Consider the following 12,617-nt stretch of genomic DNA (forward strand, 5'->3'; position numbering starts at 1 on the left):
TCTGGAACAGGCGGTGGAAAGCAAACTACTGGGAGGAAACCGGTGCCGGACGCCTCGCCGGCAGCCGACATTCCGATAGCGGTGGAAATCAGGCGGTGGACACGACGCCGTATTTTTGCTGGTATTTTTCTCGAGCCTTCCCTATCTCCACCATGTCAAGAAGGTAGGCGTCCGATCGGTCAAGGTAAAAGGAGAGGGCCTTGGCAAAATTCCGCCCCACCATGCCGTCGACAAAGACCTGGCTGATCTCCCGTTGCCGTTTGAGGACAAGCTGCGATCGGTAGAAAATCAGCCACTCCTCGGTGGACAGGGTGACGGCAATCTGCTGCAGGGCTTTACGCGCCCGGGGTTGGTACATCCAGATGTACATCAGGTCCAGGGCATTGACGATAAACACTTTTTTCAGATCGTGAGCCTCCTCGTGGATGGCGGCGATCAGGGTTTTCGGCGACTGGAGCAGGTCGAGGACGTCCTCTTCCGGGAACAACACATCCAGTCGGGCGTAGACGGAAAACATCTGGGAGAGTTTCTCCTGGTAATCGGCCAGCCGGATGCGAACATTGTTCTGTCGATCGGCCAATCCTTCGATCACGCCGGCGACACAGTCCGATGCTAGCTTGGAGATGACCGCCGCCCATTTCTGCAAGCCCACCTCAACCCCTGGGACCATGGCGATATGCATGAGCGAGGCCAGACCGTCATTAAAGAGAATGGCCAAAGGGATGGAGAGAATCGAGCGGAAAAAGTTGCCGATCACGGCACTGCGAGGCAGGCCGCGGAGGATATTATGGGTGGAGATGTAGATGCCGTTGGCCAGAGCCATCACCGAATAGAGCACCAACGGGCTGGTCGAGGTGGTGACGCCCAGCTGCTGCTGCAGCAGCAACGTCTTAACCAGATAATCAAGCAGCGGCACGGAAAAGCCGGTGTAAAAGAGGGAGTCGGCAATCCGGCTCCAGCTCACCAGTGAGTTCCACGGCAGCAGAGGAGAGCGTTGCAACCCGCCGCCGCCGAGAATCGATTGGATGATGTTACGCACACCGGTGATCCCGAACCAGATAAAGGCCCCGAGATAAGCGAGCACCCACCAGTCCTTGGTTAGGGCAAAGGTCAGAAAAGCCGGAACAAAGCCGGCCGCGATCTTGAGGAGATTGACCAGGTGTGAGTTCAGATACCTGAAAGGATGTTTGAGCTTCTCATTCTTGTTCTTGAGTGTTGGATGAAGGTCAATGGCGGGAACGCGGCGAATACCGCCCAGGGTGGCGACATTGCCGTCAAGACTGGGATGCACCTCAAACCGGTCCAGGCTCCAATCGGTCCAGTGCACCGCTCCATTCCGGCACGCCCCCAGAAGATGCCCGAAGAGCCGTTTGTGCCAGGGAATGGCCACTGAATCTTCGCCGCGAACATGATGATGGTGAATCATCCGGGCAGTGACCGGGATGAGCTTACGCTGTTCCCCTTTGTGCTCGTGCATGACCTGACGGATGGCTCGCGGGGGCAGGGTATCCAGCACAACCAAGCCCATGCCGTGCTGCAATTGCGATTGACCGGTGGAACCCGAACCGATACGGGAACCGAGATACCGTTTGTTGTAATGGCTATGAAACGATTCGATATTGAGCAGAATATCCAACAGATCGTCCTTGCGCGCGTTCATCTCCGCCAATTCTTGCTGCGATTTGGCGAAAATTTCCGGCGCTACCGATTTTTTTCGTCCTTCCTCGCACTTTTTCTCCACGATCAGACGGGTTCGCTCAAAATCCCAGATAATTGCCCGGATCGCTCTTTTCAGGGTGATGACGTTATCTTCGTTCAGGGCCTTCTGGAGGACGTTGATCAACTGGTAATTACGGGCGGGACTGCTGATATCCACCGCCTCGCCGGCAAAGCCGCTGCCCTTGACCGAGGCCATGGCGGTCATGCCATGAGCGGAATCCTTGAGGTTGAAGGATTCGATGTGGGTAATCCTGCCCTGGCAGAGGTAGAGCAATTCCAGGGTGTCCTGAATCGAGAGATTGCTCAGATTGAGGGTGAAGCGCGAACCGGAATGCATGGAGGCCAGACGGGCGAGAAGCTCGGGTGGCGCCAGATTCATCAGCGGCGGCACCCCTTCGTCGTGCGGCACAGTGGGATCGTGGAGGCCGGGATTGCGGAGAGGTTGGAGGAACCGGTTAATGATACTCTCCAAATCCAATTTGATCATCTTTCGGGCGCAGACTTGCAACAGCTCTTCCCGTTTTCCGTTGTCCAGGGGATGGGCAGCGTGAATCCGTTGCACCTCCGCATCGAGCAGGCCGTGATAGCGGTTCTGGATGAACTTGGCCAGATGGAGCAGCGACGGCTGCCCGGTCCCGACAAAATGGAGGAACTGCCCCTCATCCAAGGAACCGCACTCCAGATCCAATTCCCGGTCCAAAACCGACCGATGCATTCTATTGAACTCACGGAGGACATCGAGAACGTAGCGCTGCTGGTAGAGGGAGACCTGGCACCCCTCGGCCAGCATTTCCTGCACGGTGCTTTCCTGGAGAAACTGTAGCAGGCTGTGGTTGTCGAAAAAACCCTCGAGTTCCCAGATGAAGCGGACAAATTTATTGCGGAACCGCGACGAGAGTTCAATGCCGATGCGGACATGGATATCGAGAATGGCCCCGGCCTCGAGTAGCTCTTCTACCACCTCCTGCTCGACATGGTTGTAGTAGACCACGGTCAGCTTGCGGATCCCCTTGATCCAGGCGTCCATCAACAGGTGGGTGGGTGATTTCCTCCCCTTGGTGTTGGCATCGTGCACATGGTCATCAAAGGCAAACTGGTTCCATTCCTCCGGCATTTCAAGGAGATGATACTTCGTTAGCTCCTTCCGTACTAACATGGGCTTGCCGGTGTAGACCATGCGAAAATCGTGGGCCAGCTCCAGTTGCTGCAGTTCATTGCCCTCGGTGCGGACCAGTTCTTTCATGATCTGCATCAACACCCGGGCGGTATTCTTGTGGTAAAAAGAAGTAGAGGAACTGAAAACCTCGTCGCGCAGGCTCCGCAGGGCGACGATCCGGTCGTGGGCTTTGCCGGCCTCAAGGGAACCGAGCAGGCCGACGATGGCATAGGCGATCCGCAGCCCGCTGGGGGCAGCCATCTCCTTGATACCGTGGGGATGCATGTACGGGGTCATCAACGAACTGACAGACTGCGGCCGGGATCCCCGCTTGAGAACATCATTGACGATGCCGAGCAGTTTGTAGTCGTTGGCATCGAAAAAAAGCCGTGATGGCTGGTGCTTCATGGGAGGGCGTTCCTTAAAGGGATGGTTCGGTCGCTGACTAGGCGCGTTCGGCAATCAAATACTGAAGAATGTTGTCGCCGGAAACCGGTCGTGAAAAATAGTATCCTTGGGCCTCATGGCAGCCCATGGCGTCCAGCCCGAGGAGCTGCTCCTCGGTTTCGACCCCTTCGGCTACAACATTGAGGTGCATCTGCTGGCTGATGGCGATGATGGTGGCGACAATACCGCTGTTTTCCTGCAAATCGTCGACAAACTGCTTGTCGATTTTCAGGGTACTCACCGGCATCTTGCTGAGATAGCCGAGCGAGGAGTAACCTGTGCCGAAATCGTCAATGGAGAAGAGAATACCCAATTCGCGCAGCCGGTGCATGATGTTCAGCGTGTGCTCCACGTCTTTCATCGCCGTTGTTTCGGTGATCTCAAACTCCATGAAGCGGGGATCCACCTCATACCGGCCGAGAAGGTCCTCAACGATGTCCACAAAATCAAGGTTATGAAACTGGCGAGGGGAGATATTGACGCTGACCGGCACCTCCACCCGCTCTTTTTTCATAACCGCATGAAAGGCGCAGGTTTCCTCCATCACAAAGAGGCAGATATCGTCAATCAGGCTTGATTCCTCGGCGATCGGAATGAAGGCGGCCGGACTGATGAGTTTACCGCCCTTCTCCCAGCGGATCAAGGCTTCCAGGGAGGATGTTTTCCGGCTGCCGATGTTCACCTTGGGCTGGTAGTGGACGACAAATTCCCGGTTGAGTAGTCCGTAGCGGATGCCGTTTTCCGTACGGAATTTTTCGTAGAGTTCCTCATGCATCCCCTTGGAAAACAGCACATGCCTGTTTTTCCCTTCCCGTTTGGCCTTGTGCATGGCCATATCAGCGCTCCTGATCAGGTCCAGGGGATTCTCGCCGTCTCCCGGGTAGATCGAGATGCCTATGCTGGCGTTGACATAGATCTTCTTGAAGTCGAGGAGGAACGGTTTTTTGAGGACAGCCTGGAGCCTGCCTGCGGTCAAATAGATCAGCGACTCATTGTCGAGATGGTCCATCAGGAGAATGAATTCATCGCCGCCGATCCGGCACAGCATATCATCTTCGGTCAGCACTGAGGAAAAACGCTGACTGACCTGGACCAGCAGATCGTCCCCCTGGTTATGACCAAAGACATCGTTGACATTCTTGAAATTATCCAGATCGATGTAGAGGACCGACAACCTGCCCCCCTCGGCCTTGATTCTGGCAAGGGTCTTGGCCAATTTATGCTCGAGATAGGAACGGTTGGGCAGACGGGTGAGGATGTCGTGATAGGCCATGAAGGCGATCTGCTTGTCGCGTTTCTTCAGCTCGCCTATTTCGTAGAAGGTGGCGAAATAATAAGCTGTTTCCCTGTGCTCGTTATGAATGCCGGTGATCGTCAACCACTCCGGGTAGACCGTGCCGTCTTTCTTCTTGTTCCAGATTTCCCCTTCCCAGTTACCTTTTTCCAGAAGGTGCCCCCACATCTGCTCAAAGAATTCGGCGTCATGCTGGCCGGATTTGAGCATGCGCGGATTCTGACCAAGAGCATCTGCCTGGTCATAGCCGGTGATGGTGGTAAAGGCCTCGTTAATCGCCAGGATTCTGCCTGAACCATCGGTGATCACAATGCCTTCGGTGGCATTGTCAAAAATTTTCTTATAGATCTGCAGGAAGGTTTCAGCGCTTTTCCGGAGCTGCACCTCGGTGGTCAATTTCTCGTTAACAGCTCGTAACCTTTTGATATGTTCATCGAACTTCTTGACGAGAAAGGCAGTTTCACAGCCACCCTCACCTTCAAGCTCCTTGCCGCCATCAGGAATCTCCAATTGCCGGGCAAAGCGGCGAAGAGGCCTGGCGATCATCCGGCTGAGAAAAAGAGCGGCGCACACGGCGAGGCCGGTCCCGGCCAACACCATCATAATGGCAATTATCCGTGTGGAGAACAGGCTGGCATAGGCCTCGGTCGCGTCGGTGGTCACGCCGACGGTCAGGTTGAAACGGGGGATGTGATGAAAGAAAAACAGCCTTTCCTTTACCCCCTGTTCCGGCGAATCCTGCCAAGGCGCCCGAACAGTGTATTGGTGGTTGGTTGCAGCTGCCAACATGATCGGCTTGAGCTGGGCGGCAAATTCGTCCACCCTGTCCATTTCTCCCTTAAACGGATGCGCCAAAAGTTTCCCTTGGCCATTGAGGAGAAATGCGTAGCCGAATGAACCGTATTTGACGTTGGCCATCCGTTGTTCAATATCCCGAAAATCAATAAATCGTTCTACTTCTTCCCGATAGCAGACAACCGCGACAATCCAGTCCCAAGGCTTAAAATACTCCATATAAAGCGCCTTGGGATGCAGCCTGTCTTCATTGGGGTTTTTCCAGGAATATTCGAGATACCCCTGTTTAGCTGCAATCTGCTGCCTGATAAAGGGCCAAGCCTCTTTGTATTCCTCCTGCTGGAGGATATTTTTTCCCACCAGCGCGTCGCGCGGATGAAACTGGACGACACCTTTTGAATCGATGCAGTAGATGTAGCCTGAGTGCCCAATTTTCTGGCCGTTGAATGTTTTGAAGAGTTCTTGCTTGAGCTTTTCCCCATCCTGACTCCCATCCCCTGCCCCTTGTTTATACGTATTCTCTATCTGGTTGCGGTTGTATTCAGCCACTCCGCGAAGATAGTTGCGCAACGAGGCGTCGATGGAGGCCTCGATCATACCGGCGATGGAGGCGCCTGCCGCCTCCATCCCTTCATTGATGCTCCTGTTAAGATGGGCCAGCGTGGTATGGAGAACAACAGCGGAAACAAGAAACAAGGGAGCAAGGAGAAAAAGAATATTCCCGAAAAATATCTTTTTCCCGATCGACCATTGTTCAATGTTTGGCAGCTTTGCCAGCCATCTCGAAACGCCCATGATGCATCAATGTATCAAAAAACAAAAGGATCAGCGCCGCAGGAAGAGGCGCGTGGACAAACCTGGCCTGCGCAACGATAAAAAGAACTCATGCTCACTGCAGTGTATCGCAACTTGCCGCGAGCACAAACTCTTTTTCATCAATGGAGTTGTCGTGCCGCTTGGCATGATCAAAGCGATGGGGTGCTCCGTCGACGTGTCGAGAATACGAGGTGCGGCACAACGAAGAGGGCCAGGCGAAACTGGGCGGCAGATGCGGCGGCTGAGCTTACTCTTCCAGGCCGGAGACGATGAGCAGGCGGAGATCCTGGGTCGGGCTGAAATCTTTTTTTTCCACCGCAAAGGTGGTGGGGCCGGTTTTGCGGAGGCCGTCGATGCACAGGGAGAGGACATTGCTCGGCTTGCCCTTGTCAATGGTTAGGCGAAAAACGCCGATGGGGCCATGCCAGGTGTTGGCCGTGGTCAGGACGTAGTCGAGAAGGATGGCCGTGCCGGTTCCAGCCATTTCGCTGGCCTTCTGGCGATGCAGCCGCTTGGCTAAGGCCTTGCGGGTACCAGCATCAATGCAGTAGGTCTGGATCAACTCGCGATGATAGGTGTCGACATCCTTCTCTTGCGCGGGCCAGACAAAAATACCGCCAGGAGGAGCAGGGTTATAGCTGTGCTCGATCCTGATTTCCCGGCCTGCGGCAAAGGTCTGCGGCCAATGGTAACGGACGATGATCGACCAGGCGGGGAGCGGCGATTCGCCATCAAAAAAATCAGCCAGCCCTTTGGTTTTCAGTATCTCTTGGGCCTCTGGCGGCAGACGGGTGAGCACAGCGGCCACCTCATCAACGTTGAGCGACAGGGGGATGCCGTATCCTTTGAGCAGAGCGGTCACATCCTCACCAGGCGCGTCATAATTAGCCGCTGGCTGACGGCGTTCATCAAAGGGTGGCTCGAGGACGGCGATCCGTTGGGTGCGCACCTCGATTTTCTTGCCGTCCACTGTGGCGGTAAAATCCACCACATTTTCCCGATGCAAATCATCCTCGGTCAAGGCAAATCCGGAATCGACAAGGCCGGCCAGGGAAATCGGCGGCAACGGAAAGATGACCTCGCCCTGCACCTCCGCCGGGCCTTCGTTACGAAACACATACGCCACCCGGACCTTGACGGGACTCAAAAATAGATCCTCCGAGACCATACGGGCACTGGCGCTTTGTTGAAACTGCAGGCCGGTGGCGGTCAGGCCGCCGAACCCATCGTTAGCCGCGCTCACAACCGGTGTCAGCAGCAGCCAGAGCAGCCAGAGTATCGGTTTCTTCATCGACACACACCCTCTCTTCAGGATTACACTTCCAGAATTCGCATCCTGGCATCCAAAGCCAGGATCTCGCCATTTGCCAGGAGCCGCACCGGGTTGATATCCAGTTCTACTATTTCTGGGAAATCGGCGAGTAATTGGGCGATGGTGCCGATCGTCCGGATAAAGGGTTCGGTATCAATGGGTTGTTGGCCTCGCAGTCCGGCCAGAATCCGCCAGATCTTGAGCCGCTCAAGTTTGCTGCGGATTTCGGTCCGCGATGAGGGGCAGAGCACCCGCTCGACATCCTGGAAGAGCTCCACATGAATGCCGCCGGAGCCGAAGAAGACTACCGGCCCGAAGGCAGGGTCCTGGAGACCGCCGATGAACAGGTCGTGCCCGTCCGGGGCCATGGACGTGACCCGCACCCCCTCCAACCTGGCGCCTGGTCGAAAACACTCAAGGTTCGCACGAATTCGGGCAAAGCCCTGGATCGCCTCCTCCGGCGAACCGATGCCGATCAGCACCCCGCCCGCCTCGGTTTTGTGGACCGCATCCGGAGAAACCACCTTGAGCACCACGGGAAAGCCGATGCGCGCGGCGATCTCTCCCGCCTCTTCGGCGCTTCGAGCGATGGCCGTAGCGGGGCTGGTGATTCCGCACAAGGTGAGCAGCTCCAATGCCTCCTCGCCGATCACGCCGATATGCTGTTGCACCCAATCCCGCACGGTCGCGGACTGCAGATTGCTGTCCGCCGGGTCCGGCTGCAAGGGACCAACCGCTTTTCTGGCATGAAAGGTCATCTGCCGATGCAGGGCGAGGACAGCCTCTTCCGGACCATCGAAGACCGGAATGGGCCCCTGCTGTTTCATGGCGGCGAGGGTCGGCGCGTCCCCGTATAGAACCAGGACCAGCGGTTTGTTGGTGGAGCGGGTCGCCCCGGACATCGCCAGGGAGACGTCGGTGTTGAACATGGCGGTGAAGACATCCGTGCCGCCCTCGGGCATCCGTGGCCACTGGCTGGCGAAGATCGCGCCGTCGACCTGATCGCTGGCCAGGACATGGCTGAAAATCTGCGGATACTTGTCGATCTGGTAGATATCGCCCATGTCGAGGGGATTATGTAACTTGATGATCCCGGCATTGGCGACCTCGGCCAGCTCCTGATAGAAGGTCGGGCCTGGATCAGCAAAGGTGAAGCCCTGATGCTCGCAGAGATCGGCCATGGCCACGCCGAGACCGCCCGCCGGACTCATGGCCATGATCCGCTTGCCGCGCATCGGCGGCAGATCAAAGGCCTTGGCCGTGGTGACGAAGTCGCGGAAATGGTCGATACGGATGATCCCGGCCCGCTCAAAGGCGGTCTTGATGATGGCCTCGTCGTTGCCGAGCGATGCGGTGTGGCTCATTGCCGCCCGATTACCGGCGGTGGTGGTATTGGACTTGTAGACAATCACCGGCTTGTCGATTCGCTGGGCCAGTTCTACCAGGCGCCGACCGTTGCCGATGCTTTCCAGATAGAGGCCGATCACCCGGGTTGCGGGGTCAGCCCCCAGATATTCGAGAAAGTCGCACTCGTCGAGATCGAGCTTATTGCCGATGCTGGCGAACTTGGCCAGCCCCACCGACTCGCCCTCAAGCAGATTCCAGAGAAAAAGCCCCAGGCCGCCGCTCTGGGTAATCAAGGAAAACCCGCCTCGTTTAACCGGAAAGGAGGGCACAAAGGGCAGACAAAGGCCGCTGGCGGTATCGGCCAGGGTCAGGCCGTTGGGACCGACGAAACGGATGCCGAAACGCCCGGCGGCGGCGAGCAACTGGGTGGCCAGGTTCTTGCCCTCCTCGCTCGATTCATTGAAGCCGCCGGCCTGTATTGCCAGCCGCTTGATGCCTGCCCGGCCGCAGTCTTCCACCGCCTGCGGCACATAGCGGGCCGGGATCAGCAGCACCGCCAGGTCGGGAATCACCGGCAGGTCGGTGGCGCTGCGGTAGACCCGAACACCGCCGACATCGGTTTCCTCGGTGGCCGGATTGATGCCAAAAAGACGGCCGCGAAAACCCCAGCGCAGGCAATTATCGACAATGATGCGTGGGGTGTTATGGGCTTTGGAGGAGAGGCCGTAGACAGCCAGGCTCGCAGGGGCAAAAAATGTGTCCATGGCGGGTGTCGTCACTCACGGCGCAGGAAGAACCTGCGGAAAAGGTCTGGGATTGATGCTGTTGGTTTGGAAATGGGCAAGCAAAGCACCGGTCCGGCCAACGGTGGAACGCAGAAAATGATTTTATTCGCCAACGGATCGACCGCACCTCTCCCGGCAGCAGAGCTGCAAATCAAACCGCCTGTCCCCGTCGCAGGGCGGCAACGACCAAGCTGACAAGAAACCAGCCGCAGGCAACAATGATAATGGTGGCGCCGGTTGCGGTCCGTGCCCAGTCCTGGGCGGAGATGAGGAGGCCGGCAACGGCCGAACTGAGGCTGACCAGCATTGCCCACCAGAACATGGCGCCCGCCGATCGGGCGACGTTCCGCGCCGCCGCCGCCGGCACGATCAACATGGCCGTGACCAGCAACACCCCGACTGCCTGCACCGAAAACATGACGACCAGAGCCAACAGGCCGGCAAAGAAATACTGTTGGATTGCCACCCGGACTCGATGGGCCTGGGCCAGAGCGGGATTCAGCCCGATGTAGAGCAAATGGTTGTAGCTGACCGCCTGGAAGGTCATCAACACCAGGAAAAGCAGCATCAGGCTGAGGATCTGGCTATCGCTGATGGTGAGGATATCGCCATAGAGAAACCGTTGCAGGTCGCGGGCCAGGGAACGATCGCGGCTGACAATGGCCAGGCCGAAGGCGACCATGGCCGAAAAAAAGACGCCGATCACGGTGTCGCTCGACAAGCTGGAATGGCGCTGCAGGATCATGATCCCCAGACCGACCAGAAGACCGAAGGCCGGCATGGTCCAGCCGGGATCCACCGAGAAGATCAATCCCAGGGCCACACCGGCAAAGGCGGAATGGCTGATGGCATCGGAGAAAAAGGCCATGCGGAAGTTGACCACCATCAGCCCCATGACGGCGGCCATCGGTGCCAGCAGCAGCAGTCCCAGCAGAGCCTGCTGCATAAACCGGGCCTGGAGGCACTCAAAGGGGAGCAACAGGGGCAACAGCGCGTACAGCGGCGACAGATCAGGCATCGGGCCGCTCCTGGCAGCAGGGTGCGGAACAGACAGCCTGGTTGTCCGGCATGGACCGGCTGTTGACCAGCCCCATGTGCATGCCGAAGATGGCGGTCAGATTTTCGCTGGTCAGAGTCTGGCGCGGCGGACCCTCGGCGGCCACCTTATGATTGAGGCAGATCACATGGGTGGCGTGGTGGGTGACCGTGGCCAGATCGTGACTGACCATCAGCTGGGTGAATCCTTTGGTGTGACGGAGGTTATCGAGGAGTTCGCAAAAAATCAGCTCTCCGTGAAAATCGACGCCGGCCGAGGGTTCGTCAAGGACCAGGAGATCGGGTTCCTGCCGCAGGGCCAGGGCCAGAAGCACTCGCTGCAATTCGCCGCCGGAGAGTGCGCCGATCTGCCGCCCAGCCAGATGCTCGGCTTTGACCTGAGCCAGGACCTCCATGGAGAGGCTTTGCAGATCGGGGCGAATACCGAACCAGAGCGGTTTTTTTTGAAAGCCCATGGCAAGGAACTCGCTGACCGTCAGCGGCATGCCCCGGTCAAAGGTGAGCCGCTGCGGCACATACCCGATGCGGGGACCGGCACCGTTGCCGCTGATGAGGATGCGGCCCTGATACCTGATTTCCCCCAGCAGGGCGAGAAGTAGGGTGGTTTTCCCTGCCCCGTTGGGGCCGATAATCGTAGTACAGCTGCCCTTGGGCACCGTGGCGGTCACCCGGTCGACAATGGAAATGCCGCCGCGCTCGACTGTGACCTCTTCGAAACGGACGGCGGCGTCAATAGGTTGGTACAATGGAAGGGGTTCAGTTGCTGCCAAGCGTTTTTTCCAGGGTGTTGAGGTTGGTGCGCATGACCTGCTCGTAATAGTCCAGGGACGCCCGCTCGGGACCGTTGGCCGCCGGATCCAAGCGGGCGGCGGCAATGGAGGCCTCCTTGGCGATGGTCTTGCCAACAGATTCTGGATACTGTGGTTCGGTGAAAATAGCACCCGCTTTTTTGGCGCGGATTGTTTTAACGATCGCCAGAATCTCCGCGGCCGAAGGCTCCTGGCCGGCATGGGCCTGGACCACGGCCACCACCTCAAGTCCCATGTCTCGGGCCAGGTAATCAAAAACTCCGTGCTGGGTAACGATCCGGTTGTTGGCCAACCGCTTGCCCAAAGCCGCCAAATCGTCAGCCAGCAGGTTTAATCGTTGACTGTAGCCTTGGCCATTTGTGGTATACACCGTCGCTCCTGGAGGATGGAACTCGCCGAGAGCTTTGACAATATTACCGGCCAGCAGGGCCGCCATACGTGGACTGGCAAAGAGATGGGGGTTGGAACCGCCATGATGCTGTTCATGTTCACCCTCATGCAGGTCTTTGTCGTGAAGATGCTTGTTCTCGCCGTCGTGGCCTTTGTGCTCGTCCTGTTCCATGTCACTGTACTGCAGGATCTGCCCGATCCCCTGGGAACTGTCGATGATTTTCAGGGCCGGATTGGCCTTTTGCAGCGGTGCACCCAAAAATTCCTCCATCCCCTGGCCATTGATGACGAGAATATCGGCCTTGGCCAGTTTGCGCATGTCCTGCGGTGTCAGGGCATAATCGTGAGGGCAGCCCATCTGGGCCGGGATCATCAGGTCAACCTCAATGCCGCTGGCACCTGCGGTAATGTTGCGGGTGATCTGATAGAGGGGAAAGGTGCTGGCCAGGACCGTCAGCGTTTTTTCTGCCGAGGCTTCCGTCTGACGGAGCAACACAACAGAGCAGCAACCAAGAAACACCAAGCACAACCTCAATACGTTTGGTTTCATGAATATTCTCCTATGGAATCGCGCTTGCGCTAATGCGAATGCATTTGCATTATACAGATGCCACCTTAGCCGTCAATCAATATTGCGAAACCTTTTGCATGAGGAAGAGACGGTGACTATAGTGCAGACTTGGAGCCATGC

7 protein-coding genes are annotated in these 12,617 nt (G+C 57.2%); all 7 read right to left on the minus strand.

Annotated features, from left to right (window positions below; genetic code table 11):
* Positions 1-88 precede the first annotated feature (88 nt).
* Positions 89-3,283 carry a hypothetical protein gene (locus tag ACHZCX_RS09955; protein ID WP_319587085.1) on the minus strand — a complete coding sequence of 1,065 codons (3,195 nt, stop codon included), beginning with the start codon at positions 3,281-3,283 and terminating at the stop codon, positions 89-91.
* A gap of 37 nt (positions 3,284-3,320) precedes the next feature.
* Entirely contained in the window at positions 3,321-6,206 is a 2,886-nt protein-coding gene (locus tag ACHZCX_RS09960; protein WP_319587086.1) for an EAL domain-containing protein, read from the minus strand.
* Positions 6,207-6,474: 268 nt separating this feature from the next.
* On the minus strand, positions 6,475-7,518 hold the full coding sequence (locus tag ACHZCX_RS09965; RefSeq protein ID WP_319587087.1) for a DUF4424 family protein: 1,044 nt from the start codon (positions 7,516-7,518) through the stop codon (positions 6,475-6,477).
* Positions 7,519-7,541: 23 nt separating this feature from the next.
* Positions 7,542-9,650 carry an acetate--CoA ligase family protein gene (locus ACHZCX_RS09970; RefSeq protein ID WP_319587088.1) on the minus strand — a complete coding sequence of 703 codons (2,109 nt, stop codon included), beginning with the start codon at positions 9,648-9,650 and terminating at the stop codon, positions 7,542-7,544.
* Between the two features lie 172 nt (positions 9,651-9,822).
* The gene (locus ACHZCX_RS09975; RefSeq protein WP_319587089.1) at positions 9,823-10,689 is read right to left on the minus strand and encodes a metal ABC transporter permease; all 867 of its coding nucleotides are present in this window, start codon (positions 10,687-10,689) and stop codon (positions 9,823-9,825) included.
* A complete protein-coding gene (locus ACHZCX_RS09980) occupies positions 10,682-11,497 on the minus strand; it encodes a metal ABC transporter ATP-binding protein (protein ID WP_319587090.1) in 816 nt (271 codons plus the stop codon). Before ACHZCX_RS09980 ends, ACHZCX_RS09975 begins: the two co-directional genes overlap by 8 nt.
* Entirely contained in the window at positions 11,484-12,476 is a 993-nt protein-coding gene (locus ACHZCX_RS09985) for a metal ABC transporter substrate-binding protein (protein ID WP_319587091.1), read from the minus strand. Before ACHZCX_RS09985 ends, ACHZCX_RS09980 begins: the two co-directional genes overlap by 14 nt.
* Positions 12,477-12,617: the final 141 nt, after the last annotated feature.

The organism is uncultured Desulfobulbus sp., from assembly GCF_963662935.2.
GTDB lineage: Bacteria > Desulfobacterota > Desulfobulbia > Desulfobulbales > Desulfobulbaceae > Desulfobulbus.

What these genes read in the sequence shown, in the direction of transcription:
- ACHZCX_RS09960 (WP_319587086.1), bottom strand. Translation starts at nt 6,206, where the DNA reads ATGGGCGTTTCGAGATGGCTGGCAAAGCTGCCAAACATTGAACAATGG.
- ACHZCX_RS09955 (WP_319587085.1), bottom strand. Translation starts at nt 3,283, where the DNA reads ATGAAGCACCAGCCATCACGGCTTTTTTTCGATGCCAACGACTACAAA.
- ACHZCX_RS09975 (WP_319587089.1), bottom strand. Translation starts at nt 10,689, where the DNA reads ATGCCTGATCTGTCGCCGCTGTACGCGCTGTTGCCCCTGTTGCTCCCC.
- ACHZCX_RS09970 (WP_319587088.1), bottom strand. Translation starts at nt 9,650, where the DNA reads ATGGACACATTTTTTGCCCCTGCGAGCCTGGCTGTCTACGGCCTCTCC.
- ACHZCX_RS09965 (WP_319587087.1), bottom strand. Translation starts at nt 7,518, where the DNA reads ATGAAGAAACCGATACTCTGGCTGCTCTGGCTGCTGCTGACACCGGTT.
- ACHZCX_RS09985 (WP_319587091.1), bottom strand. Translation starts at nt 12,476, where the DNA reads ATGAAACCAAACGTATTGAGGTTGTGCTTGGTGTTTCTTGGTTGCTGC.